This window comes from Pseudoduganella buxea, assembly GCF_009720835.1.
GTDB classification, from domain to species: Bacteria; Pseudomonadota; Gammaproteobacteria; order Burkholderiales; family Burkholderiaceae_D; genus Rugamonas; species Rugamonas buxea.
Window position 1 is genome coordinate 41180 of the sequence record NZ_WNKZ01000007.1, and the last position, 22930, is coordinate 64109.

General features: G+C 67.0%; 26 protein-coding genes. 14 read left to right on the plus strand and 12 right to left on the minus strand.

What is annotated here, in order from left to right:
- The first annotated feature begins 6 nt into the window (after positions 1 to 6).
- From hutH to GM672_RS04350, 6 genes are read left to right on the plus strand one after another with little or no spacing between them, the layout of a single operon-like run.
- Positions 7 to 1560: a histidine ammonia-lyase gene (gene hutH / locus GM672_RS04325; protein WP_155469301.1), complete on the plus strand. Its 1554-nt coding sequence runs from the start codon at positions 7 to 9 to the stop codon at positions 1558 to 1560.
- Positions 1561 to 1577: 17 nt separating this feature from the next.
- Positions 1578 to 2366: an N-formylglutamate deformylase gene (gene hutG, locus GM672_RS04330; protein ID WP_155469302.1), complete on the plus strand. Its 789-nt coding sequence runs from the start codon at positions 1578 to 1580 to the stop codon at positions 2364 to 2366.
- Positions 2363 to 3730, plus strand: coding sequence for a formimidoylglutamate deiminase (locus tag GM672_RS04335; protein WP_170299927.1), 1368 nt, complete (start codon positions 2363 to 2365; stop codon positions 3728 to 3730). The genes hutG and GM672_RS04335 overlap by 4 nt, the downstream gene beginning before the upstream one ends.
- Positions 3727 to 4317: a HutD/Ves family protein gene (locus tag GM672_RS04340; RefSeq protein WP_155469304.1), complete on the plus strand. Its 591-nt coding sequence runs from the start codon at positions 3727 to 3729 to the stop codon at positions 4315 to 4317. The genes GM672_RS04335 and GM672_RS04340 overlap by 4 nt, the downstream gene beginning before the upstream one ends.
- Positions 4318 to 4320: 3 nt before the next feature.
- Complete coding sequence (hutI, locus tag GM672_RS04345; RefSeq protein WP_155469305.1) at positions 4321 to 5553, plus strand: imidazolonepropionase; 1233 nt, start codon at positions 4321 to 4323, stop codon at positions 5551 to 5553.
- A gap of 11 nt (positions 5554 to 5564) precedes the next feature.
- On the plus strand, positions 5565 to 7073 hold the full coding sequence (locus tag GM672_RS04350; RefSeq protein WP_155469373.1) for an ABC transporter permease/substrate-binding protein: 1509 nt from the start codon (positions 5565 to 5567) through the stop codon (positions 7071 to 7073).
- A 154-nt stretch (positions 7074 to 7227) separates the two neighbouring features.
- On the opposite strand, the gene GM672_RS04355 is transcribed toward GM672_RS04350, so the two are convergent.
- Positions 7228 to 7710 (minus strand): GNAT family N-acetyltransferase, encoded by a 483-nt coding sequence (locus GM672_RS04355; RefSeq protein ID WP_155469306.1) that lies wholly within the window; start codon positions 7708 to 7710, stop codon positions 7228 to 7230.
- Positions 7707 to 8666: a DMT family transporter gene (locus tag GM672_RS04360; RefSeq protein ID WP_155469307.1), complete on the minus strand. Its 960-nt coding sequence runs from the start codon at positions 8664 to 8666 to the stop codon at positions 7707 to 7709. The genes GM672_RS04355 and GM672_RS04360 overlap by 4 nt, the downstream gene beginning before the upstream one ends.
- 162 nt (positions 8667 to 8828) lie before the next feature.
- On the opposite strand from GM672_RS04360, the gene GM672_RS29525 reads away from it, so the two are divergent.
- On the plus strand, positions 8829 to 8957 hold the full coding sequence (locus GM672_RS29525; RefSeq protein WP_260098635.1) for a hypothetical protein: 129 nt from the start codon (positions 8829 to 8831) through the stop codon (positions 8955 to 8957).
- 4 nt (positions 8958 to 8961) lie between these two features.
- Here the strand turns inward: GM672_RS29525 and GM672_RS04365 are convergent, their stop codons facing one another.
- The gene (locus tag GM672_RS04365; protein WP_155469308.1) at positions 8962 to 9399 is read right to left on the minus strand and encodes an Mpo1 family 2-hydroxy fatty acid dioxygenase; all 438 of its coding nucleotides are present in this window, start codon (positions 9397 to 9399) and stop codon (positions 8962 to 8964) included.
- A 70-nt stretch (positions 9400 to 9469) separates the two neighbouring features.
- On the opposite strand from GM672_RS04365, the gene GM672_RS04370 reads away from it, so the two are divergent.
- Complete coding sequence (locus GM672_RS04370; protein ID WP_155469309.1) at positions 9470 to 9976, plus strand: DNA-deoxyinosine glycosylase; 507 nt, start codon at positions 9470 to 9472, stop codon at positions 9974 to 9976.
- Positions 9977 to 9985: 9 nt separating this feature from the next.
- On the opposite strand, the gene GM672_RS04375 is transcribed toward GM672_RS04370, so the two are convergent.
- Both GM672_RS04375 and GM672_RS04380 read right to left on the minus strand, forming a co-directional pair.
- Positions 9986 to 10171, minus strand: a complete 186-nt coding sequence (locus tag GM672_RS04375) for a 4-oxalocrotonate tautomerase (protein ID WP_155469310.1) — start codon at positions 10169 to 10171, stop codon at positions 9986 to 9988.
- Between the two features lie 20 nt (positions 10172 to 10191).
- Entirely contained in the window at positions 10192 to 10971 is a 780-nt protein-coding gene (locus tag GM672_RS04380; protein ID WP_155469311.1) for a class II aldolase/adducin family protein, read from the minus strand.
- Between the two features lie 169 nt (positions 10972 to 11140).
- Between GM672_RS04380 and GM672_RS04385 the strand changes: the two genes are divergently transcribed.
- Genes GM672_RS04385 through GM672_RS04395 form a run of 3 tightly spaced genes read left to right on the plus strand, consistent with a single transcriptional unit; the run spans position 11141 to position 12251 of the window.
- A complete protein-coding gene (locus tag GM672_RS04385; protein ID WP_155469312.1) occupies positions 11141 to 11356 on the plus strand; it encodes a YgaP family membrane protein in 216 nt (71 codons plus the stop codon).
- Positions 11353 to 11895 carry an RNA polymerase sigma factor gene (locus GM672_RS04390; protein ID WP_155469313.1) on the plus strand — a complete coding sequence of 181 codons (543 nt, stop codon included), beginning with the start codon at positions 11353 to 11355 and terminating at the stop codon, positions 11893 to 11895. Before GM672_RS04385 ends, GM672_RS04390 begins: the two co-directional genes overlap by 4 nt.
- Positions 11896 to 11909: 14 nt before the next feature.
- Positions 11910 to 12251 carry a carboxymuconolactone decarboxylase family protein gene (locus GM672_RS04395; RefSeq protein ID WP_155469314.1) on the plus strand — a complete coding sequence of 114 codons (342 nt, stop codon included), beginning with the start codon at positions 11910 to 11912 and terminating at the stop codon, positions 12249 to 12251.
- Here GM672_RS04395 and GM672_RS04400 read toward each other — a convergent pair.
- Positions 12248 to 12823 carry a cysteine hydrolase family protein gene (locus tag GM672_RS04400; protein WP_155469315.1) on the minus strand — a complete coding sequence of 192 codons (576 nt, stop codon included), beginning with the start codon at positions 12821 to 12823 and terminating at the stop codon, positions 12248 to 12250. The genes GM672_RS04395 and GM672_RS04400 overlap by 4 nt on opposite strands.
- Before the next feature lie 106 nt (positions 12824 to 12929).
- Between GM672_RS04400 and GM672_RS04405 the strand changes: the two genes are divergently transcribed.
- On the plus strand, positions 12930 to 13478 hold the full coding sequence (locus GM672_RS04405) for an RNA 2'-phosphotransferase (protein ID WP_155469316.1): 549 nt from the start codon (positions 12930 to 12932) through the stop codon (positions 13476 to 13478).
- Positions 13479 to 13878: 400 nt separating this feature from the next.
- Entirely contained in the window at positions 13879 to 14139 is a 261-nt protein-coding gene (gene infA / locus GM672_RS04410; RefSeq protein WP_155469317.1) for a translation initiation factor IF-1, read from the plus strand.
- Positions 14140 to 14292: 153 nt separating this feature from the next.
- Here infA and GM672_RS04415 read toward each other — a convergent pair whose 3' ends face one another.
- The 6 genes from GM672_RS04415 to GM672_RS04440 form a co-directional block, all read right to left on the minus strand.
- A complete protein-coding gene (locus tag GM672_RS04415; protein WP_155469318.1) occupies positions 14293 to 15159 on the minus strand; it encodes an alpha/beta hydrolase in 867 nt (288 codons plus the stop codon).
- A 185-nt stretch (positions 15160 to 15344) separates the two neighbouring features.
- A complete protein-coding gene (locus GM672_RS04420; RefSeq protein ID WP_170299929.1) occupies positions 15345 to 16508 on the minus strand; it encodes a tetratricopeptide repeat protein in 1164 nt (387 codons plus the stop codon).
- Between the two features lie 180 nt (positions 16509 to 16688).
- The gene (locus GM672_RS04425; protein ID WP_155469320.1) at positions 16689 to 18665 is read right to left on the minus strand and encodes a CocE/NonD family hydrolase; all 1977 of its coding nucleotides are present in this window, start codon (positions 18663 to 18665) and stop codon (positions 16689 to 16691) included.
- A 79-nt stretch (positions 18666 to 18744) separates the two neighbouring features.
- Positions 18745 to 19905 carry a tetratricopeptide repeat protein gene (locus GM672_RS04430; protein ID WP_155469321.1) on the minus strand — a complete coding sequence of 387 codons (1161 nt, stop codon included), beginning with the start codon at positions 19903 to 19905 and terminating at the stop codon, positions 18745 to 18747.
- Positions 19906 to 20000: 95 nt separating this feature from the next.
- Positions 20001 to 21197 carry a hypothetical protein gene (locus GM672_RS04435; protein ID WP_155469322.1) on the minus strand — a complete coding sequence of 399 codons (1197 nt, stop codon included), beginning with the start codon at positions 21195 to 21197 and terminating at the stop codon, positions 20001 to 20003.
- 56 nt (positions 21198 to 21253) lie between these two features.
- The gene (locus tag GM672_RS04440; RefSeq protein ID WP_155469323.1) at positions 21254 to 22117 is read right to left on the minus strand and encodes an HDOD domain-containing protein; all 864 of its coding nucleotides are present in this window, start codon (positions 22115 to 22117) and stop codon (positions 21254 to 21256) included.
- 208 nt (positions 22118 to 22325) lie between these two features.
- On the opposite strand from GM672_RS04440, the gene GM672_RS04445 reads away from it, so the two are divergent.
- A complete protein-coding gene (locus tag GM672_RS04445) occupies positions 22326 to 22916 on the plus strand; it encodes a DNA-3-methyladenine glycosylase (protein ID WP_155469324.1) in 591 nt (196 codons plus the stop codon).
- Positions 22917 to 22930: the final 14 nt, after the last annotated feature.

A 22930-nucleotide genomic window follows, 5' to 3' on the forward strand; every position in this document is an offset into this window, starting at 1 on the left:
TCGAACATGAAGCAAACCAATCACACCCTGACCATCAAGCCCGGCAAGCTGACCCTGGCCGAACTGCGCGCAGCCTGGACCACGCACGGCAATATCGCGCTGGCCGCCGAAGCCTATCCCGTCATCGACGCCGCCGCGCAGGCCGTGCAGGCCATCGTGCAAAAGGGCGACGCCGCCTACGGCATCAACACAGGCTTCGGCCTGCTGGCGAAAACCCGCATCCCGGACGACAAGCTGGAACAATTGCAGCGCAACCTGATCCTGTCGCATTCCGTCGGCACGGGCGAGCTGATGGCGGACCACGTGGTGCGCCTCCTGATGCTGATGAAGATCGGCAGCCTGGCGCGGGGCTACTCGGGCATTCGCGCCGTCGTCATCGATACCCTGATCGCGCTGTACAACGCCGGCATCATGCCCGCCATTCCCGTCAAGGGCTCGGTCGGCGCCTCCGGCGACCTGGCGCCGCTGTCGCACATGACCCTGGCCATCCTGGGCGTGGGCGAAGTGCGCGTCAAGGGTGAGCTGATGCAGGCGGCCGATGCGCTGAAGTCCGCCGGCATCGCGCCGGTGGTGCTGGCCGCCAAGGAAGGCCTGGCCCTGATCAACGGCACCCAGGCATCGGCGGCGCTGGCGCTGCATGGCCTGTTCATGGCCGAGCGGCTGCTGGAAGCGGGCATGGTGACGGGATCGCTGTCGCTGGACGCGGCCAAGGGCAGCGATTCGCCGTTCGACGCACGCGTGCACGAAGTGCGCGGCCAGCCGGGGCAGATCGCCGCCGCCGCCATCTACCGCCAGCTCGTGACGGGCAGCGCCATCCGCGCCTCGCACCTGGAAGGCGACGAGCGCGTGCAGGACCCGTACTGCCTGCGTTGCCAGCCGCAAGTGATGGGCGCCTGCATGGACCTGATCGGCAACGTCACGCGCACCCTGCTGATCGAGGCGAACGCCGTCACCGACAATCCGCTGCTGTTCCGCGACGGCGACGAAGTGAACATCGTCTCGGGCGGTAACTTCCACGCCGAACCCGTCGCCTTCGCGGCCGACACGCTGGCGCTGGCCATCGCCGAGATCGGCAGCATCGCCGAGCGGCGCATCGCGCTGCTGATCGACGCCACCCTGTCCGGCCTGCCGCCGTTCCTGGTGCGCGACCCCGGCGTCAACTCCGGCTTCATGATCGCCCACGTGACGGCCGCCGCGCTGGCTTCGGAAAACAAGTCTCTGGCGCACCCGGCCAGCGTCGACACCATTCCCACGTCGGCCAACCAGGAAGACCACGTCAGCATGGCCACCTTCGCGGCGCGCCGGCTCGACGAGATGGCGCACAATACGGCGGCGATCGTCGGCATCGAGCTGCTGGCGGCGGCGCAGGGCATCGACTTCCACCGCCCACTGCGCACGTCGCCGCACCTGGAACACGTGCATTCGCAGCTGCGCCAGAAGGTGCCGTTCTTCGACGCCGACCGTTACTTCGCGCCCGATATCGAGGCCGCCAAGCAGATGGTGCTCAAGGGCGAGCTGTCGGCGACCTGCCGCAGCCTGTTCACGCCGCTGCATCCATAACCGACAAGGGAGGGGCGATGGATTACCGTTTCAACGCAGGCAGCGCGCCGCTGCTGGTGTCGATGCCCCACGTGGGCACCGATATTCCGGACGATATCGCCGCCGGCATGGCGCCGTGCGCGCAGGCTCGCGCCGACACGGACTGGCACCTGGAGCAGCTGTACGGCTTCGCGCAGGAACTGGGCGCCTCGACCCTGGCGGCGCGCTGGTCGCGTTACGTCATCGACCTGAACCGCCCGCCCGAGAACACCAACCTGTATCCGGGCCAGGACACGACCGGCTTGTGCCCCGTCGATACCTTCGCGCGCGAGCCGCTGTACCAGCCGGGGCGCGCTCCCGATGCGGCGGAAGTCCAGCGCCGCCTGGCGGCCTACTGGCAGCCGTACCACGACTGCCTGCGCACGGAGCTGAGCCGGCTGCTGGCCCGGCACGGCCGGGTCGTGCTGTGGGAAGCCCATTCGATCGCATCCGTCGTGCCGCGCTTCTTCGAAGGCAAGCTGCCGGACCTGAACTTCGGCACGGCCGACGGCGCCAGCTGCGATGGCACGCTGACGGAACTGGTGACGAACCTGGCGCGGGCGGGAGAGCGCTTCACGGTGGCCGTCAACGGCCGCTTCAAGGGCGGCCATATCACGCGCCGTTACGGCAATCCGGCCGGCGGCGTGCACGCCATCCAGCTGGAGATGTGCCAGTCCACCTATATGAATGAAAGCTTCCCGTTCGACTACCGGCCCGACCTGGCCGCACAGGTGCAGCCCGTACTGCGGGACATGCTGCAGGCGGCCGCCGGCTGGGCCCGGCCGTGAGCGCGCTGTTCTGCCGGCACGCGCTGCTGCCCGAAGGCTGGCGCAACGATGTGCTGCTGCGCTGGGACGGGGCGGGACGCCTGACGGCAGTGACGCCGGATGCCTCCGTGCCGGCCGGCGTCGAGCAGGCGCAACTGGTCATTCCCGGCATGGTCAACCTGCATTCGCACAGCTTCCAGCGCGCCCTGTCCGGCATGACGGAAGTGGCGGGGGCGGGGCCGGACAGCTTCTGGACGTGGCGCGACCTGATGTACCGTTTCGCCCGCCAGATCACGCCGCAGCAGATCGAGGCCATCGCGGCCCAGCTGTTCGCCGAGTGCCTGCGGCACGGCTATACGTCGATTTGCGAGTTCCATTATGTGCACCGCCAGCCCGATGGCGCGTTATACCCCGATATGGCCGAGACGGCGAAGCGGGTGATCGGGGCGGCGAAACTGGCCGGCATCGGCATCACGATGCTGCCCGTGCTCTACCGTTACGCCGGCTTCGGCGACGCCCCGTTAAAGCCCGAGCAGGCCCGCTTTCGCACCGATGCGGCCGATGTGCTGGCCATCGTCGACGCGCTGGAACCGCTGCGCGGGCCCATGGTCGAAGTGGGCGTGGCGCCGCATTCGCTCCGGGCCGCGTCCGTGGCGCAGGTCGACACGGTGCTGGCGGCGCTGCCGGCCGGACGCCCGGTGCATATCCATATCGCCGAGCAGCAGGCCGAGGTACGGCAGTGCCTGGACCATGGCGGGCGCCGCCCGGTGCAGTATCTGTTCGATAATCTGCCGGTCGATGCGCGCTGGTGCCTGGTGCACGCGACGCACCTGGACGAGCAGGAAGTGGGCCTGCTGGCCCGCAGCGGCGCCGTGGCGGGGCTGTGCCCCACCACCGAGGCCAACCTGGGCGACGGCCTGTTCCCGCTGGCGCCCTACCTGGCCCAGGGCGGCCGGCTCGGCGTGGGCAGCGACAGTCATGTGTCGCAAAGCCCCGTGGAAGAACTGCGCTGGCTGGAATACGGCCAGCGCCTGCTGCATCAGCAGCGCAATATCGCCGTCTCGCCCAGCGAGCGGCGCGTGGGCAGCCACTTGTGGCAGGCCGCGCTGGCAGGCGGTGCGCAAGCCGCAGGCCGTCCCGTCGGCGCACTCGCGCTTGGCCACATGGCCGATGCGCTCGTGCTGGACGACAGCCACCCGAACCTGTTCGGGCTGGCGGCACCGGATGTGCTGAACGGCCTTATCTTCAGCGGCAACGACAATCTGGTAAAGGACGTTTTGGCCGGCGGACAGTGGATCGTGCGTGGCCAGGAGCACGTGGCGCAACAGGCCATCGCCGCGCGCTTCCGACAGACGCTGGCCGAACTGCGCGAGTTGCGATCATGACGACGCTGATTCAGTATGCAAGCCTGAACCCCACGCCCTGGAAGAATGGCGGGGGCTGTACCACGGAGATCCTGGCGTCGCCGCCCGGTGCCACCCTGAACGATTTCGACTGGCGCATCAGCCTGGCGACGATCGCCCAGAGCGGACCGTTTTCCGTCTTCCCCGGCATCGATCGCACCCTGACCCTGGTGGACGGCGGTAACGTCGTGCTGGACGTGGGCAACGAGCGCAAGGTGGCACTGTCCGAGCGCGAGCCCGTGGTGGCCTTCCCTGGCGAGGTGGCCGTCAACGCCACCGTCGACGGCGTGCCCACGACGGACTTCAACGTGATGACGCGGCGCGAGCGCTGCACCCACCAGCTGGAGCGGCGCGTGGTGCGCGACTTCTCCACGCTGGAGCGGCGCAGCGCGCTGACGGTGCTGTTCCTGGCCGAAGGCGAGAGCCTGACCGTCTACAGCAGCCGTGAGCGGATGGTCCTGGTGCGCTATGATGCCGTGGTACTGGACCGCGAGGAAGTGTGGACGCTCGAAGCGCCCCGCGCCACCGTGTTCATCGTCGATATCATGCCCAACGAGGAGGACGACTAGCGCATGCAGCAATGGGACCTGTTGATCACCAACGTACACCTGGCGCGGATGACGGCAGGCGCCTACGGCGAACTGCCTGACGGCGCCATCGCCGTACGCGCCGGCCGCATCGCCTGGCTGGGCCCCCGCGCCGACACGGCCGCTGCCGGCACCGCGCTGGAAGAACGCGACGGCGCCGGCTGCTGGCTCACGCCGGGCCTCGTCGACTGCCACACCCACATTGTCCATGCCGGCAACCGCAGCGACGAATTCGAGGCCCGGCTGAACGGCGCCACCTACGAGGACATCTCCCGCGCCGGCGGCGGCATCATGTCCACCGTGCGCGCCACCCGCGCCGCCAGCGAAGACGAACTGCTGCGCCAAAGCCTGCCACGCATTGCCAGCCTGCTGGCCGAGGGCGTGACGACCATCGAGATCAAGTCCGGCTACGGCCTGGACCTGGCGTCCGAAGCGAAAATGCTGCGCGTGGCGCGCCGCGTCGGCGAAGCGCTGCCGGTGCGGGTGGCGACGACCTTCCTGGGCGCCCATGCGCTGCCGCCGGAATTTGCCGGCAATGGGGACGGCTATGTCGATGCCGTCTGCGCCATGATTCCCGCGCTGGTGGACGAAGGCCTGGTCGATGCCGTCGACGCCTTTTGCGAACGGATCGGCTTCACCAATGAACAGACGGCGCGCGTGTTCGACGCGGCGCGCGCCTACGGCCTGCCCGTCAAGCTGCACGCCGAGCAGCTGTCGGACCAGCAGGGCGCGCAGCTGGTGGCGCGCTGCCACGGCCTGTCGGCCGATCACCTGGAGCACTTGAGCGAGGCGGGCATTGCCGCGATGGCCGCGAGCGGCACCGTGGCCGTGCTGCTGCCCGGCGCTTATTACTTCCTGCGCGATACCACGCCGCCGCCCGTCGCCGCCTTGCGCGCGGCCGGCGTGCCGATGGCGGTCGCCACGGACAACAACCCCGGCACGTCGCCAATGACTTCGCTGCTGCTGGCGATGAACATGGCCTGCACCTTGTGGCGCCTGACGCCGCAGGAAGCGCTGGCCGGCTGCACGGTTCACGGCGCCCGCGCGCTGGGCCTGGCCGACGACATCGGCACCCTGGAAGTGGGCAAGCGGGCCGACTTCGCCCTGTGGCGCATCGCCCGCCCGGCCGACCTCAGTTATGCCATCGGCTTCAATCCCTGCGCCGCCGTCGTCAATGGCGGCGTGTGGCGCGAACCGGCGGTGAAGGCGGCTGCCTAGTGCGGGCGCTGCTGGGTTGGATATTGTTTTGCCTCGTGCTGCCGGCATCGGCCGACGACGTGCTGCGGGTGGGCTCGAAGCGTTTCACGGAGTCGTACATCCTGGCCGAGGTGGTGACGCAGGCGGCCGCGCCGCACGCGAAAACGGAGCACCGCCAGGGCCTGGGCAACACGGCCATCGTGCTGGCCGCCCTGAAGAACGGCAGTATCGACGTCTATCCCGAATATGTCGGCACCATCGACCAGGAAATCCTGAAGCACGAGCGGCCGTCGTCGCTGGCGCAAATGCGCGAGGAGCTGGCGCCGCTGGGCCTGGGCATCGCCGTGCCGCTGGGCTTCAACAATACCTACGCGCTGGCCGTACGGGGCGACACGGGCCTGCGCACGCTGTCCGACCTGGCGGGGCAGGGCGACCTGCGCTTCGGCCTGTCGCATGAATTCATCGGCCGCGCCGACGGCTGGCCGGGCCTGCGCGAGCGCTATGGCTTGCTGCAACAACCGCGCGGACTGGATCACGGCATTGCCTACGAGGCGCTGGCGCAGCGCCAGGTGGACGTCATCGACATCTACTCCACCGACGCCAAGATCGCCCGTTACAAGCTCACCGTACTGGAAGACGACAAGAATTATTTTCCCCGCTACGACGCCGTGCTCCTGTACCGGCTGGACGCGGCCCGGCGCTTCCCCGCTGCCTGGGCCGCGCTGCAAAAGCTGGAAGGCCGCATCACGGCCAACGACATGATCGCCATGAACGGCGCGGCCGAGCTGCAAGGCCAACCGTTCAACCAGATCGCGGAGCGCTGGCTTGCCGCCCATCCCGCTGCCGAGTCCGTGTCCACCCTCGGGTCAGACCCCGACAAGGACACGGCCTCATCCAAACGATCCCCGCCAGGCCTGTCCTCCGTCCTGTTCGGCCCCGACCTGGCGCGCCTGACGGGCCAGCACGTGCTGCTTGTAGGCATGTCGGTGCTGCTGGCCTGCCTGGCCGGTATTCCGCTGGGCATCGTTGCCGCCTACCGCGCGCGGCTGCGCCAGGGCGTGCTGGGCCTGGCCGGCATGCTGCAGACGATTCCTTCGCTGGCCCTGCTGGCGATCCTGATTCCGCTGCTGGGCCGCATCGGCATCGTGCCGGCGCTGGTGGCGCTGTTCGTCTACGCGCTGCTGCCCATCGTGCGCAATACGTGCACGGGCCTGGCGGGCGTGCCGCGCGGGCTGCGGCAGGCGGCGCTGGCGCTGGGACTGAACCGCTGGCAGCGGCTGTCGCATGTGGAGTTGCCGCTGGCGCTGCCGGTGATCCTGGCGGGCGTGAAGACGGCGGCGGTGATGAGCGTGGGCACGGCGACGATCGCGGCCTTTATCGGCGCGGGCGGCTACGGCGAGCGCATCACGACGGGCCTGGCCCTGAACGACAACAATATGATGCTGGCCGGCGCCTTGCCGGCCGCCGTACTGGCCCTCGTCACGCAGGGATTATTCGAACTGCTGGAGCGCCGTTATGTGTCGCGTCAAGGGATGGCCTGATCGCTGTAAGCCAATCCTAAGGCGTGGTAAGCATTTGTAAAGCTGGCAGGCAGGATTGGTGACGGCGACTATATTGAAAGCGTTGATTCATCTCCCCTCCCAAATGACACTGGGTTTGCCACCCACGCCGCGCATCGCACGGCGTGGGATTTTTTTATTCGGCCCGGGCCAGTGCGGTGAGCGCCTCGCCCGTCACGCGGCAGATGCGCCAGTCCGGCAGCACGGCCGCGCCCATCTTTTCGTAGAAGCTGATGGCATTGGCATTCCAGTCCAGCACCGACCATTCGAAGCGCCCGCACTGGCGCTCGACGGCCAGGGCCGCCAGGGCTTTCAGCATCAGCTTGCCGTAGCCCTTGCCGCGGCGGCTTTGCCGCACATACAAGTCTTCCAGGTACAGGCCCTTCTTGCACAGGAAGGTGGAGAAATTATGGAAGAACAGGGCGAAGGTGACGACTTCGCCCGCTTCCTCGCCGACGATGGCTTCGCAGGGCGGGCGCACGCCGAACAGGGCGTCGTGCAGCATGGCTTCGTCGGCCACGACCATGTGTTCCAGTTTCTCGAACACGGCCAGCTCGCGGATCATGGCAAAGATGGCGACGACGTCTTCCGGGCGGGCCGGGCGGATATTCAGGCTCATGAGGCTTTCTTTAACAGGATGGAAACAGCTGGTGCAGGCTCCCGTTCGGCCGCCGGGGCGGCGCGGCGCGAAGGCGCTTTCAGGGCCCAGGCCACGCTGCCCAGGCACAGCAGCATGCCCACGCATTCGAGGATGCCGGGGCGGAAATCTTCCAGGCGAATCGACAGCAGCACGGAAATGACGGGCGTGACGACGCCGATATACACGGCCTTGTCCGAGCCGATGCGGTCGATCAGGGTGAAGAAGCAGGCAAAGGCGATGACGGAGCCGAACAGCGACAGGTAGATGAGGCCGGCCCAGTAGCGCGGCGTCGGCGGCGCGACGAAGCGCTCGCCCGTTGCCAGTGCCCACAAGGCCACCAGCAAGGTGCCCCACAACATGCCCCACGCCATCGTCAGCAGCACGTTCGGTGCCTGCTGGCGTACCTTGACGACCAGCACGTTGCCGACGGAGCTGGCAATCGTCGCCACCAGCGCCAGGATCAATCCCAGCAGGAAATGGCCTTCGCCGCCGGCCATGATGTCGCGCAGGGCGCCGCCGATCGACTGGTAGAACAGCAGGATGACGCCGGACACGGCCACGCTGCCGGCCGCCCACGTGCGCCAGCCCAGCGGCGTGCCCAGGATGACTCTGCTGATAAGGGGATTCCAGAACACCATCAGCGCGAACAGCACGGCCACCAGCGCGGACACCAGGTACTGCTCGGCGGAATAGGTGCAGATATAGCTGAGGCCGAACGTGGCGCAGCCTTGCACGATGGTCCAGCGCTGTGCCCGCCAAGACAGCATCAGCTTGTCGCCCCGCAGCTTGCACCAGACAAACAGCACGGCGGACGCCAGCGCGAAGCGGTAGACCACCGACACGGCCGGCGGCACGTCGCCCAGCTGCAAGGTGATGGCCCAGAAGGTGGAGCCCCAGATGAGGCAGGCGACAACGAAGAGAAGGGGGCTGGGCATCGGCAAAGTATACGTGCTTTCCGCTGAAATTACTCTACGGATACTTGCTGTTGTATGCGGGCACAGGGCCGTTGACGTCTCTCAACGACAGCGCAGCCAGTGGAATATTTGCAAATTAGAAAAAGTATTATGCAAAGACTAAGCGCGTCAAAGGAGCCTGCCGTGAACAAATGCCTGCAATGGAAAGTCGCCTCGCTGCTCGGTTATGTCACCGTGCTGATGTTCACCCTGGTGGTCTGCTCCGAGCAGGCCATGCCGGCCGGCTGGCTTGTCTTCAAGATGCCACTGTAAGGCTTCAATAAGCAAGGTTCAGGCGCCGGTACAGGAAACTGAGCACGAACACGGGGCCGATCAGCAGGAAGCGCAGGTCGTCGAGAAACGACGGCTTCTTGCCTTCGATGATATGGCCGATGAACTGGCCGATCCACGCCAGCACGAAAATGGCGATACTCAGCGGCAGCACCGTTACCGGCGGCAACGCCGCCAGGATCGACAGCATCAGCAGCGCCATCACCAGCATGCCGAAAGCAAACGGGCGCGACAGCTTCCAGTAGTAATACAGGCTGGCACCGGCCACCGCGACCGCCACCGCGGGATGTATCCACCACAACAATCCCAGCAGCGAAAACACGATGAGCGGGACGCAGACGAAGTGAATCAGCTCGTTCGTGTGATTGCGGTGGCTGTCGCTGTATTGCGCCAGCAGTTCATCGATGGTGCGCGTTGCGGTCATTGGCGGTCTCCCTTGTTTTTCGGCACGGTCGTCTGATTCTACACCGAACGTTTGCCGCTACAATCGCCGCATGTCCCCCTCGTCCCCAACGCTTCTGGCGGGCCTGGCGCCCGTGATCGACGCCGATACCCGCATCCTGATACTGGGCAGTTTCCCGGGCGCCGCGTCGCTGGCGGCGCAGCAGTATTACGCCCATCCCCGCAACCTGTTCTGGCGTCTCGTCTCCAGTCTGGTCGGCGAGGACCTGGCGACGCTGCCGTACCCGGAGCGCTTGCCGCGCCTGCTGGCGCACGGCGTCGGCCTGTGGGACGTGTTGAAAGCGTGCGAGCGCGAAGGCAGCCTCGATTCGGCCATCCGCAATCCCGCCGCCAACGATTTCGCGCGACTGCGGCAGCTGTGCCCGAAGCTGGAAACGGTGGGCTTCAACGGCCAGACGTCGGGCAAGTTCGCACCCCAGTTCGCCGCGCATGGTTATCGTACGGTGGTGCTGCCTTCGTCGTCGCCGGCGCATGCGAGCATGGGGTTCGAGGAGAAACTGGCGGTCTGGCGCCGGCTGACGGGCGACGCGGCGCCGTGAATCGCTGCGCTACTCGTCCGACCACAGCTTGCCGCCCGTGGCCCAGTGCTCGCGCTTGATCTCATGGATCAGGATATCGACGGAACCTGGCGTGGCGCCCAGGGTCTTGACGGTGGCTTCCGTGACGGCCTGCACGAAGGCGCGTTTTTCTTCCAGGGTACGGCCTTCGAACAGTTGAACGTTAATGGTCGGCATGGGGCTTCCTTTTGTGAGGTTCAGGTACGGTGTTGGGGACGGGCGGCATCCAGACGCCGCAGCAGCGAAGGCCATTCCGGCGCGCCTTCGGGTGAGCCGTCGCCCACCAGTTGCCCGTGCACGTGCTGGCACATATCGTCGCGCGGCTGGCGCAGCGGCACGCCGGCGGCCTGTGCGCGCAGCTGCACTTCGCAGGCGCGGTCCAGGGTTTCCATCAGCACGAACGCTTCCGGGATGGTGCGGCCCACGGTCAGGCTGCCGTGATTGCGCAGCAGCATGGCGTAATGCGCGCCCAGGTCCCGCACCAGGCGCGCCTGCTCGTCTGGCATCATGGCGATGCCTTCGTAGTCGTGATACGCCAGTTCGCCGTAGAAACGCAGTGCATACGGCGACAGCGGCAACAGTCCCCCTTCCTGCATGCCGACGGCGATGCCGGCGACGTTATGCAGGTGCATGACGCAGGCCGCCTCCGGCCGCGCCTTGTGCACGGCGGCGTGCAGGCGAAAGCCGGACTGGTTCACGGTGTATTGGGTCGGCCCGATCACGGCGCCGTCGCCATCGACCTTGACGAGGTTATGGGCCCGCACTTCGTCGAAGCGCATGCCGAAGGGATTGATCAGGTAATGGCCCGCTTCGCCGGGAACGGCGGCGGAGATGTGGGTGTAGATGCCGTCGTCCCAGCCGTACAGCGCGCACAGCTGGTAGCACGCGGCCAGGTCGACGCGGGTTTGCCATTCGGCGGGGGAGATGATGCCGGCGCCAGGCATGGCGGCCTGGGCGGAAAGCGCGAGTTTGTCCATTACGCCAGCGTAGCAGGGTTGGCGCAAGTTGACATATGCGCAGGGGCATGGGGGATATGCCGCACCTGAAAACAAAATTTTCACTTCCGCGAATCCTTTTCGCCATCCCGCCCCTCCTAGCTTGGCAAGCCCGGCAATAAAGCCGTACGCTTGCCACCGAGGAGATCACATGTTCAAGAACAGAAACCTGTCGGGCCGGCACAGCGCCGTGCGTATCGTGGGCGGCTGCCTGCTGCTGGTGGGCGCCCTGATGTACTTCCAGGCGACCTTGCCGGGCCTGGTCCTGGCCGGCATCGGCGCGGTTGGCGTCGCCAGCGGCGTGTTCGGCTACTGCCCCGCCTGCGCGCTGGCGGGCCGTGGAGTGCGCAAAGGGGTGGGCAAATGAGCCTGCGAATCGGGGAACAAGCGTTTGCCAGCGCGCAGGCGGGCGATCCTGCCGCGCTGGCGCAGCTCCTGGCCCAGTTGCGGCCCGATATCCGGCGCTACGCCATGTACCAGTGCAAGCGCTCTTCCGCCGTGGACGACGTCGTGCAGGAAGCGCTGATCATACTGTACCGCCGCATCGGCACCGTGCAGGCGGCTGCGTCGCTGGGCGGCTGGCTGGCGCGCATCGTCACGCGGCTGTGCATGCTGCCGGCGCTGATGTTCATCCGGGGCGTGGACGACCTGCGCGGCATCGAGGACTCGGCGCGCTTCGCCAGGATGCCGGTCGACGATCTGCGCGTGGACCTGGTGCGGGCGCTGGAGTCCCTGCCGGCCGCGCACCGGGAGATCGTGCTGCTGCGCGACGTGCAGGAGATGACGATCCGCGACCTGGCCGCCCACCTGGGCATCACGCCGGAGGCGGCGAAGAGCCGGCTGCACCGGGCCCGCGCGATGGTGCGCGAATACCTGCTCGCGGGCGATACCGCCGTGCAGCCTTGAACGGGGGAGAGCACATGCCCAGCTACCAGCATCCGGAAGATCTGTCGCTCGCCAGGGACCTCGCCCAGCTCGCGCCCGTCGAAGCGAAGGCCTTCCTCGGCCTGAAGGGGGCCACGGAACGGGCCGACGGGGCGATTCCCGACAAATACCGCGAGCTGATGTCGATCGCGGTCGCGCTGACGACGCAGTGCGCCTACTGCATCGACGCGCATGCGAAGAACGCCGTGAAGGCCGGGGCGACGCGGGAAGAAATCGCCGAGACGGCCTTTATCGCCGCCGCCCTGCGGGCCGGCGCCGCCGTGGGCCATGGCCTGCTGGCCTTGCGGCTGTTCGACAAGGCGGCCGCCGGCCGCTAGCGGCTCAGCTTCGCGCGGTCTTCTTCCAGCTGCGCCAGCACGGCCGCGGTGTCCAGCACCTGCGCATATTCGCCGTCCAGGTTGGACAGCGCCATTGCGTGCACGTCGTCCGCGCTGCGGGCATTGCCGGCATAGTCGCGCCGGGCGAAGGCGAACGTGGCGTCGGCCACCACCTGCGTGGCGAAGCCCAGGTTGCCGGCCGTGCGCGCGCTCGACTCCACCGAGTTGTTGGTGCTGACGCCAACGATGACGAGCCGCGTGATGCCGCGCACGTGCAGCCACCGTTCCAGGCCCGTGTTGATGAAGCAGTCCGGCACGTTCTTCTCCACCACGTGGGCATGCGTCAGCGGTTCGAAGCGCGGCTGGAACTCCACGCCCGGCTGGCCGGGCCAGAACGGCGACCCGGGCGTGCGCGAGATGTGCCGCACGTGGACGACCGGCGCATCGGCCGCGCGCCAGGCCGCCAGCAGTGCAGCCATATTGTCTTCCGCCATCGGGTTGTTACGGTCCCCGGCGGCCGGATCGGCCATGCCGTTTTGCATATCGATCAGGAGCAGGGCTGGCAGTGGCATCGGATCTCCGTGGCGCAAGACTGAGGGGCGTCGTCGATGCGCCCCGATCCGGCAAGGCTAACCGAAGCCGATGGCTGGGGCAAGTCACCCGTGCTACCCTCGCGCCATGAAAGACAAACACGAACAAACCAGCAAATTCCTGTCCCTGATCCTGCGCCATGCGCCGGACACCATCGGCCTGACCCTGGACGCTCAGGGCTGGGCCAGTGTGGCCGAGCTGCTGGCGCGGGCCAATGCGCATGGCAAGCACCTGTCGCCGGAACTGCTGCGCGAGGTCGTGGCGGCCAACGCAAAGCAGCGGTTCGCGTTCAGTGACGACGGCCTGTCGATCCGCGCCAGCCAGGGGCATTCACTGAAATCGGTCGACCTGGCACTGGCGCCCATTGCGCCGCCGGACCTGCTGTACCACGGCACAGCCAGCCGCTTCATTACGTCGATCCGGCAGGGAGGCCTGAAGGCGCAGGCGCGCCAGCACGTTCACCTGTCGACCGAACAGGCCACGGCGGTGGCCGTCGGCGCGCGCTATGGGGTACCGGTGATATTGACAGTGCGCGCAGGGGAGATGCACGCGGGCGGGCACGTGTTCTACCAGTCCGACAACGGCGTGTGGCTGACGGACGCGGTGCCGCTGCGCTACATCGATTTCCCGAAATAAGACAGTTCTGCGACGCTTCGCAGAATTTGTGCACCGCACAAACACATCTATGCTATACTTCGTTTGTCGGTGGAGTTTAATTGGTCCGCCGGCACCTGCAGGTGTCGCAGATAGGCGTGTGTAAAGCCGCGCTGCGAGGTCCACCTTCAGGGTTGTCATACCAGACATTGGTCGAATTACACGTTGGAGGCACCATGCAGATAGCATGGGCGTCCGAAGCGCCGGCACCACGCAGATAGCATGGGCTAGCGCAGCGATTCAAGCATTGGCATCACATTGAAACGAAGCCCGCAGTAAGCGGGCTTTTTTTTCACGATATCTCCCCCATCTGGTATACCACCGTAGCACCCGGCACCAATCGGCGTCCGGCAAAGGCTCCGCGCCACCCACGAAAGGAAATATGGCTAAAGAAGAACTGATCGAAATGAACGGCCTCGTTACCGAAATCCTGCCCGAGATGCGTTTCCGCGTCGACCTCGATAACGGCCACAAACTGGTAGCATATACGTCGGGCAAAATGAAGAAGAACCACATCCGCATCCTGGCGGGTGATCGTGTCACCCTGGAACTGTCGCCGTACGACCTGAACAAGGGCCGTATCACGTTCCGTCACATTGAGAAACGCGGCCCAGTGCCAACCCATCAGGCGCGCCGTCGCTGATGTACCCCGCCGCTGATATGCGGCATTGAAGTGGCAATCCACTTCTGCAGCCCCCGTTAGCTGCTTCCCTCGTTGGGAAATCCAAGCGGGACCACGAAAACCGCCGCGGTATTCACCGCGCTGCGGCTTTTCGTCGTTAACGTACCGTTTTTTCTAGGCCGCGCTGGGTGCCGTCTCCGGCAATGGTCGCGTGACGGCGAACTGTGTCGTCAGGAACTGGGCGATCTTCTGCTGCGTGGCGGGCAGGTAGGGGATATTCATGTGGTCCGAATCGGGAATGATCTCGTCCTGGTGCACGCGCGTCATCTGCGCCACCAGCAGATCCGTGTGCGAGTGCGGCACGACATCGTCGCTGGCCGCCCGCACGATATAGGTCGGTGCGCTCAGCAGTGAAGCGTATTTGACGGACTCGAAGCGATGCTTCAGTACGAAGCTGACGGGCACGACACGGAACTTGCGCTGCGCCAGCGCCAGGATGGAATCGTAGGGCGTGATCAGCACGACGGAATGGGCCGGCCGCTCCTTGGCCACCTGCACGGCCACGCCGGAACCGAGGCTGCGCCCGACGACGGCCACGCGCGCCTTGTCGACATTGCTGCGGCCACAGAGCCAGTCGAACAGCATGCAGCCGTCCTCGATCATGTGTTCTTCGCCGGGCACGCCGCGCGAGTCGCCATAGCCCCGGTAATTCACCGCCAGCACGGCCATGCCGGGGAACAGGGTGCCCGCATCGCGCGCCACCCATGACACTTCTTCCGAACGGCCGCCGAAGTACACGACAGCCGGGTGCGGACCGGGCAGGTTCGGCGTCATCAGCCAGCCGGCCAGGCGCGTGCCGTCCTTGGCGCGCAGCACGACGGCGCGCGTGCGATGCCCGGCGCTGCGGGGACTCTGCACCTCGCGGATCAGGGTCGGGTTGAACAGCAGCTTGCGCTGGCTGGCCGCGATCATCGACACCAGGCTGGCCCACAGGAAGCTCGCCACACCGACCGTCACCACCACTTTTTTCGAAGTATTCATGAGCAGAGTCTACTCCCAAACCCGGCCGCACGTCGCGTATGGCATTGCGCTTTTATGTATGAAAATTGCACCGGTGTGAAGTAGTTAACTCAGCAGTGGCTGGCCTTGGGCAATGTCGCCCGAACACCGGTCGGTCCGCCACAGCGGTCTGACCGCTGCGGCGGACCGACCGGACTGGGGCGGCGTCAGTGCGAGCGCGTGGGGGTGCCCGCGGCGCGCAGCCGGTCGAGCTTGGCGGCGTAGAGTTCGTGGTCGCGCCGCGTGGTGCTGGCGTCCTTGGCCAGGCGCATATGGCGTTCGGCCGCGCGCAGGTCGCCCAGCTGGTAATGGGCGGCGGCCAGCCAGAAGTGGAACTCGTGATACGTGCCGTCGCGGCGCAGCTCGCGCTCGAACATGGCGCGGGCGCGGCGCCAGTCGCCCGCGGCCATGGCCTGCTGGCCCAGCTGGAAGTAGCGGAACGGCGGGTCGGGCTGCAGCAGGGCCAGTTGTGCTTTCAGCTGCGCCGCTTCGTCGTGGCGGCCCAGGTTTTCCACCACCTGGGCCAGGTTCGACAGGGCCATCGCATTGCGCGGCTCGCGTTGCAGGGCGTAGCGCAGCGTGGTTTCGGCGTGGGTCAGGTCGCCGTGGCGGCGGTAGACGACAGCCAGGGTGTTGTAGGCATACAGCAGGTTCGGATCGGCCAGCACGGCGTTGCGCGCCCACCAGTAGGCGTCATCGAGCTGGCCGCGCGCCAGCGCCTCGGCGGCGCGGTTGTTCATGAACATGGCGACGACGGTGCGCCGGCCGATGGCGATGCCCTCCTTTGCCCGACCTTCCGGCGGCGGCTGGAAATCGATGACGGTGTAGTGCTCGGGATCGTAGCTGCCGGGTCCTTCGCGCAGGATGCGGCCCAGCTTCAGGTTGACGTGGCCGCTGTTGAAGTAGATGTCGCCGCTGCGGCTCCAGCTGTCTTCCACGGGCACGCTCTGGAACACGACGGGGATGTTCAGTTCGTGCGCCAGCGCGGCCGTCATGATGACGAGCGACAGGCAGTTGCCCTGCCGCGCCTCGAAGGCCTGGGCGGCCGTGCGCGTCATGGCCGAATCGTATTCGAGCTGCAACTGGTCGCGGCGGTACAGGGCGTCGAACAGGGCGCGTCGGATTTCCTTGCCGCGCCGTTCGTGCAGCACGGCGGCCGTGTAGGCGCGCATGGCCGGCGTCAGGGCGAAGATCTGCTCTTCGGAGAGCTGGACGGTGGAAGGCTGGAACAGGCGGTCGCCGAACACGCCGGCGGGCGGCGCGGAGACTATCGGGCTGCTGGCGCAGGCCGACAGCAGCAGCACGGCGCAAAGGACGTGCAGTCGGGCCAAGGATGAAGCGAAAGACCGGGCCAGAGACGGGGCCAAAGGCTGAGCCAAGGACCGGACCCACCAGGGGTTGCAGTGACGCGGCAGGGATGGAAACTTCATGGCGCAAGTCCTCCTGGCCCAGTATCCCTCCGCTGCCGCGGCTTGTCAAAACGCGTTCACGCGTGCCGCGCTGTCCCGGTGTTACGGCGACGGCAGGACCAGCACCTCCAGGCCGGACGCCGTGGCCGGCGCGTGGTACACCCGCTGTGTCGCCTTCCTGAAGTCCTCCGGCTTGGCCTTCGGGATGTCCGTGAAGGTCTGCGGATTCAGGTCGACCAGCGGGAACCACGTGCTCTGCACCTGGACCATGATGCGGTGGCCGCGCCGGAACGTATGGTTGACGTCACCCAGGTGGTAATTCACCGCCTCCACCTTGCCGGGGGTGAACGGCTCGGGCTTCTCGAAGCTGTTGCGGAACTTGCCGCGCAGGGGATTGCCCCGCACCAGCTGCTGGTAGCCCGCCATCGAAGGCGCCGGCGGCGGCACGTCCTTGCTGCGTTCGCGCTTGGCGTCGGCCGGATACTCGTTCGGGTACACGTCGATCAGCTTGACCACCCAGTCCGCGTCCGTGCCGGTGGTCGACACGAACAGCTTGGGCCGCACGGGGCCGGCAATCGTCACGTCCTCTTCCAGGGGTTCGGTCTGGTACACCAGCACGTCCGGCCGGGTCGATGCGAAGCGCTGGTCCGACACCATGTACTCGCGCGGCACATTCGTGGCCGGGTAGCCGATATACGGTACCGGCTTTTTCGGATCGCTGACGTATTCGTCGTAGCCGGGGCCCGATTCGGGCTGGGTGGCGGGCTTCTGCCAACCCAGGCCGCCACTGGCGCCGAAGTACAGCACGCGGGGCTTGGCCTGCTGCGGCGGCCACGCCGTGTACTGGCGCCACACATTGCTGCCCGTCTCGAAGGCGGTCACCTCGGCGATGGCGCGCGCCGGCTTGACGCCTTTCAGGTGCTGCTCGAAGAAGGGGAACTGGATGTTCTTGCGGTAGTACTCGCCCGTCTTCGAATCGAACTGCACCCGGCCCAGGCTCTTGCCGTCGTTGCGCGCCCAGCCGCCGTGCACCCACGGGCCCATCACCAGGCCGCTGAAGGTGCCCGGGTTGTTGCGCTTGATGGCGCTGTAGGTGGTAAACGGTCCCTGCGCATCTTCCGCATCGAACCAGCCGCCCACCGTCAGCACGGCCGCCTTGATGTTCTTCAGGTGCGGCGCGATACTGCGGCTCTTCCAGAACCCGTCGTAGGTGGTGTGCTCGATGGTGGGCTGCAGCAGCACGCGCTGCTTTTCCGTGAGGCTCGACAGGATGTTCGACAGTGTCAGGCGCTGCAGGAAGTAGTCGTAGCCGTCGGCCACGCCGTAGTCGAACTGGGCCCACGTCTTCGGCAGCGGCGTCGGATTGGGTTCCTCCGTGAAGGCCGAATAGAAGCCGAAGTTCGCCGCCAGCATGAAGGCGCCGCCGTGGTAGGAATCGTCGCCCATGTACAGGTCCGTCACGGGTGCCTGCGGCGAAGCGGCCTTGATGGCCGGGTGCGAGTCGATGATGCTGGCCGACGTGTAGAAGCCGGGGTAGCTGATGCCGTGGATGCCGACCTTGCCGTTATTGTTCGGCACATGCTTGAGCAGCCACTCGACGGTGTCGTGCATGTCCTGGCTCTCGTTGCCTTCGCCGGCCAGGCGCGCCGTCTTCGCATGCGGTGTCATCTCCTGCCATTTGCCTTCGGACATATAGCGGCCCCGCACGTCCTGCTCGACGAAGATATAGCCGCTGTCCTCGAACTCGCGGGACGGGCCGATCGTCTCGGGCATGAAGTCCACGCCATAGTGCAGCTGGTCGTCGTCGCCTTCGACGCCGGCGCTGTACGGCGTGCGCTGCATCAGGAAGGGATAGCTCCTGCCCGTATCCTTGGGCACGTAGACGACGGTGAACAGCCGCGTGCCGTCGCGCATCGGAATGCGGTATTCATATTTGGTGTAGTGCTCGCGCAGGCTGCGCTTGGGTTCCTTGGCGTCCGCCGCCTCGGTGGTGGCGGCATGCGACTCCAGGCCGTGCGCGTGGGCCGCGCCGAATGCCAGCGCCAGCGACAGGGCCAGGAGGGAGAAGTGACGGGGCATGGTTTCCTTCGGTCAGTGAATACATGGGCTCGCCAGTGTAGCCGAGATCGAAGGATAGATTAAGCGAAGTTCCGTGGCTTCAGCGCCGCAGCACCTTGTCCTCATGCCCGCGCAGCCGTGCCAGCTTGGCGGCATAGATGTCGCGGTCGGCGCGCGTCGTGCTGCCGGCCACCGCCTTGGCCAGGTGATGGTCCGTTGCCGGCCGGTCGCCCAGTTGCGCCGCCGCCAGCGCCAGCCAGAAGTGGAACTCGTGGTAGTCCGGGTCGCGCCGCAGCTCGCGTTCGAACAGGCGGCGCGCGCCGGCGGCATCGCCCGCGGCCATGGCCTTGCGGCCCAGTTCGAAGAAGTGGAAGGGCGGATGGGGCTGCAGCGCCGCCAGCCGCGCCTTGACGGCCTGCGCTTCCCCGGGGCGGCCGGACTGCTCCAGTAGGTAGGCCAGGTTGGACAGCATCATCGTATTGTCGGGATCGAAGCCGAGCGCGTGGCGCAGGGCCGCTTCGGCCAGCGCGCCATTGCCGCGGCGCTGGTGCACGATGGCCAGCGTGTTATACGCCGGCAGCAGGGCCGGTGCGCTGGCGATGGCGCCCTTGGCCCACCAGTAGGCGTCGTCGACGTCGCCCCGCGCCAGGCTTTCCGCAGCGCGGTTGTTCATGAACATGGCCGTGACGGTGGCCTTGTCGATGCGCTCGGCGCGCAGCAAGGCGGCCTCGCTGGGCGGCAGGAAGTCCACCAGCGAATAGGCGTCCGGATCGTACAGGGGGCGAGTGCCGCTGGGCGGGCGCCCCAGCAGCAGGTTGACATGGCCGACATTGAAATACAGGCTGCCGCTGCGGGTCCAGGCCGCCTCCGACGGCACGCTCTGGTAGAGCACCGGCACGCCCAGTTCCTCGGCCAGCGCCGCCGTCATGATCACCAGCGACAGGCAATTGCCATGGCGCGCGGCGAAGGCCTCGGCGGCCGTGCGCGTGACGGCCGAATCGTATTCCAGCTGCAGCTTGTCGCGGTAGTAGAGGGCGTCGACCAGCGCCAGGCGCGCTTCCTTGCCGCCCTTGTTCTGCCGCACGGTGCGGGCATAGGCCTTCATTTCCGGCGACAGCGCGTGGATCGCTTCGGCCGCCAGCACGTGCCTGGGCGGCTGGAAGCGGCTGTCGTCGAACAGTCCCGGCGGCAGCGCCGCCGTGCGCACGCCGGCGCAGGCGCTCAACATCAGGACAATGAACAGTATCGACAGCCGTTTCATGATCGTCTCCCCAGCGTCCGGCCAGTATCCTCCGGCCCGCCGCGGCTGTCAAAAAGGCGCCAAAGAAACGGAATAATCCGGGAAACGGCCGCCGCTTAGTCGGGGCGCTGCGGGTTGACAGGCCGCCCGCCGGCGTCGAACCGCTCGGCCACCAGCACGTCGTCGATGCCAAGGGTAGCCAGGGCGTCGCGCACGTCGTCCACTTCCAGTTGCAGGTCGCTGCCCAGGTCGAACGGCCGCTCGCCGCTGGCCAGCAGCGTGTCGCCGGCCATCAGCTGCACCCGCAGCACCATGTCGCCGCCGGCATCGGCAGGTGCGATCACGGCCGTCGCGGGCCCTGCGTGGGCCGCCAGCGCTTCGTTCAGGACGGCCATCAGCGCCAGCATGGCGCGCTCCGCCATGCCCTGCTGGCGGGCACCGAAGAACAGGTCCTGGTAGAGGAAGTTCAGCTGCAACGAAGCGGCCCGCTCGCCCGTGGCGAGGCAGCGCGCCACCAGCGGCGCGGCGTCCTCGGTCCACTGGCGGTAGCGTTCCATGCGCGCGGCAAAATAGGCATCGGCTGCCGCTTCGCCCTCCGGCACCCGGTAGAACGGGTCGTCGGCGCGCTTCAGGGCAAAGCCCACCAGGAAGCGCAGCTCCACCGCCTCGTCGCCCGGGCCGAAGCCGGACGGCTGCCAGCCGGCGATGCTGCGCAGCAGGGCGGGCGCCTCGCTGACCTTTTTTTCCGTCAGCGCGGCGGCCGCCTCGCGCGCCATCGCGTTCAACTGGCTGTAGGTGATGCGGGCCGCTTCTTCGGCATCGTAGGCGTGGCGTACCAGCACGATCTTGGCCCGTTCGCTTTCCAGCCCGCCCGTGCGAAAACTTGCCAGCAGCGCCTCGTAGGCCTCCTCGTCCTGGAAGCCTTCTGCTTCCACCAGCCCGCCCTTGCTGTGCACGAACAGGGGAATGGCAAAGGCGTCGATTTCCTGCACCGGTGCGTTGTCGCGGCGCAGCTGGACGCTGGCGGCCGCTTCCTCGACAGCCGCACGCAGCAGCTGCCAGGCGCCGACATCCTCGTGACTGGCCAGGTCGATGGCGCCGTACAGGATGTCGTCCTTGCCCTGGGCCAGGTAGCGCCGCACGGTGCGGCCGAAGTCGGCGTTCTTGCGCGCCAGCTCGTCCGCCTCGGACTCGGCTTCTTCCTGCTCGGCCAGGTCCAGCGCCAGGCCGCACAGGGCGGCGATCAGCACTTCTTCCTTTTCCTCGGCGGGCGGGGCGGACTTGCGGGGGGCGGGGCGTTTATTCTTGGGCATGATGGAACCGGCGCAAATTGGAGTGGCGCCGATTCTAACCGATCGGGCAGGGCCGATCAGTGATGCTCGATATGGAAGGTCTCGTGCAGTTCGTCGAGCAGGTCCTCGGCCTCGTCGGCTTCCAGGCCCAGGTGGCGGCAGGCCGGCTCGCCGCCTTTTTCCCATTCCAGCGACGCGCCGTTGCCGTGGTAGCGCTGGATGCCCCGTTCGGCCAGCACCGAGGCGGCCACCAGCGAGCGGATGGCGTCGTCGGTGGCTTCGTCGTCCAGCACGGCGTAGTCGTGGTGATGCAGGATGGCCCACGACACGTCCGGCGACAGGCCCCAGTTGCGTGCCAGCAGGCAGCCGATGGCGGCGTGGTTGGTGGCGTGGCGCGCATCCTCGATGGCGGTGAAGCCACGTTCGCCGTCTTCGGCCGCGATGGCCAGGGTGTCGGCATAGTCCGTGAAGCGGTCCATCAGCAGCGGCACGCCGATGTCGCAGAACAGGCCGAAGGTGTGCGAGATGTCCGGTGGGGCGATGCGCAGGCGGCGTGAAATGAACACCAGCGCCTGGGCGCGGCGGGCCGACGTGTCCCAGAACTGGTTCAGCGAGCCGTCCTTGCCGTCGATGGCCTGGCGTGCCAGCAGCCCCGTCATCAGGGCCGCGCACTGGTTAATACCGAGGAAATTGATGGCCTGCTCGACCGACTTGGCCTTGCGGGCGGCGCCGAAGTAGGGCGAGTTCGCCAGTTTCAATAGCGCCCCGGACATGCCGACGTCGTTGCCGATGATGCGCGCGATGCGGCGCGGCGACGGGTCGTCCTCCGCCAGTTCCCGCTGCAAATCGACCAGCAGGCTGGGACGGGGCGGAATGCGGATCGAGCGCAGCAGGGCATCCTCGACGGAGGAATCCTTGGCGGGAGCGTGGGCTGTCGTCATGATGGTTTGATAGGGACTGCAATGGCGCCATTATCGCCTGTTTCGTTGCGGCAATACCATCCGGCGTCAGGAAAATCTTCGATTTCTGTGTCTAAAACAGCCTATCTGCGCCCTTTCGATGGCGAAAAGACAGCCCTATTTGTCAGCTTGCCAAGGCTGCCGGGCTTGCCGCGCGCGCCGCCGGACGCGGCCGCGCTACAATCGGCGCATGTCTACTCGCGTCTCTAGTGTTCTTGCAGGAATCGATTTCGAAGCCCCCGCGCAGGACGTCGCCCGCCTGCTGATCGGGGTCACGGTACTGGTCGATGGCGTCGGCGGGCGCATTGTCGAGACGGAGGCGTACGACCGGGAAGATCCCGCGTCGCATGCGTTTTCCGGCCCCACCTTGCGCAATATGGCCATGTTCGGCCCCGCCGCCCACGCCTACGTCTACCGCTCCTACGGCATCCACTGGTGCCTGAACTTCGTCTGCCGCGAGGCCGAGCATGGCGCCGGGGTGCTGATCCGCGCCATCGAGCCGGTGCAGGGCCTGGAGACGATGCGGGCCCGGCGCGGCGTGGAGGAAGCGTGGCAGCTGTGCTCCGGCCCCGGCAAGGTGTGCCAGGCGCTGGCCGTCACGCGCGAGCACAACGGCCTGTCGCTGGCGGCGCCGCCCTTCCAGCTGCTGCCGCGCACGGAGGAAGTCGAGATCGTCGCCGGGCCCCGCATCGGCATCTCCAAGGCGATGGACGTGCCGTGGCGCTTCGGGCTGGCCGGCTCGAAGCACCTGAGCCGGCCCTTCCGCGCACTGGCCGCCTGAGCGGCGCCCCCGGG

Excerpts from the sequence above, each read along its gene's own strand:
- hutH (WP_155469301.1), top strand. The coding sequence starts at position 7 with ATGAAGCAAACCAATCACACCCTGACCATCAAGCCCGGCAAGCTGACC.
- hutG (WP_155469302.1), top strand. The coding sequence starts at position 1,578 with ATGGATTACCGTTTCAACGCAGGCAGCGCGCCGCTGCTGGTGTCGATG.
- GM672_RS04340 (WP_155469304.1), top strand. The coding sequence starts at position 3,727 with ATGACGACGCTGATTCAGTATGCAAGCCTGAACCCCACGCCCTGGAAG.
- hutI (WP_155469305.1), top strand. The coding sequence starts at position 4,321 with ATGCAGCAATGGGACCTGTTGATCACCAACGTACACCTGGCGCGGATG.
- GM672_RS04355 (WP_155469306.1), bottom strand. The coding sequence starts at position 7,710 with ATGAGCCTGAATATCCGCCCGGCCCGCCCGGAAGACGTCGTCGCCATC.
- GM672_RS04360 (WP_155469307.1), bottom strand. The coding sequence starts at position 8,666 with ATGCCCAGCCCCCTTCTCTTCGTTGTCGCCTGCCTCATCTGGGGCTCC.
- GM672_RS04365 (WP_155469308.1), bottom strand. The coding sequence starts at position 9,399 with ATGACCGCAACGCGCACCATCGATGAACTGCTGGCGCAATACAGCGAC.
- GM672_RS04370 (WP_155469309.1), top strand. The coding sequence starts at position 9,470 with ATGTCCCCCTCGTCCCCAACGCTTCTGGCGGGCCTGGCGCCCGTGATC.
- GM672_RS04375 (WP_155469310.1), bottom strand. The coding sequence starts at position 10,171 with ATGCCGACCATTAACGTTCAACTGTTCGAAGGCCGTACCCTGGAAGAA.
- GM672_RS04380 (WP_155469311.1), bottom strand. The coding sequence starts at position 10,971 with ATGGACAAACTCGCGCTTTCCGCCCAGGCCGCCATGCCTGGCGCCGGC.
- GM672_RS04385 (WP_155469312.1), top strand. The coding sequence starts at position 11,141 with ATGTTCAAGAACAGAAACCTGTCGGGCCGGCACAGCGCCGTGCGTATC.
- GM672_RS04390 (WP_155469313.1), top strand. The coding sequence starts at position 11,353 with ATGAGCCTGCGAATCGGGGAACAAGCGTTTGCCAGCGCGCAGGCGGGC.
- GM672_RS04395 (WP_155469314.1), top strand. The coding sequence starts at position 11,910 with ATGCCCAGCTACCAGCATCCGGAAGATCTGTCGCTCGCCAGGGACCTC.
- GM672_RS04400 (WP_155469315.1), bottom strand. The coding sequence starts at position 12,823 with ATGCCACTGCCAGCCCTGCTCCTGATCGATATGCAAAACGGCATGGCC.
- GM672_RS04405 (WP_155469316.1), top strand. The coding sequence starts at position 12,930 with ATGAAAGACAAACACGAACAAACCAGCAAATTCCTGTCCCTGATCCTG.
- infA (WP_155469317.1), top strand. The coding sequence starts at position 13,879 with ATGGCTAAAGAAGAACTGATCGAAATGAACGGCCTCGTTACCGAAATC.
- GM672_RS04415 (WP_155469318.1), bottom strand. The coding sequence starts at position 15,159 with ATGAATACTTCGAAAAAAGTGGTGGTGACGGTCGGTGTGGCGAGCTTC.
- GM672_RS04425 (WP_155469320.1), bottom strand. The coding sequence starts at position 18,665 with ATGCCCCGTCACTTCTCCCTCCTGGCCCTGTCGCTGGCGCTGGCATTC.
- GM672_RS04430 (WP_155469321.1), bottom strand. The coding sequence starts at position 19,905 with ATGAAACGGCTGTCGATACTGTTCATTGTCCTGATGTTGAGCGCCTGC.
- GM672_RS04435 (WP_155469322.1), bottom strand. The coding sequence starts at position 21,197 with ATGCCCAAGAATAAACGCCCCGCCCCCCGCAAGTCCGCCCCGCCCGCC.
- GM672_RS04440 (WP_155469323.1), bottom strand. The coding sequence starts at position 22,117 with ATGACGACAGCCCACGCTCCCGCCAAGGATTCCTCCGTCGAGGATGCC.
- GM672_RS04445 (WP_155469324.1), top strand. The coding sequence starts at position 22,326 with ATGTCTACTCGCGTCTCTAGTGTTCTTGCAGGAATCGATTTCGAAGCC.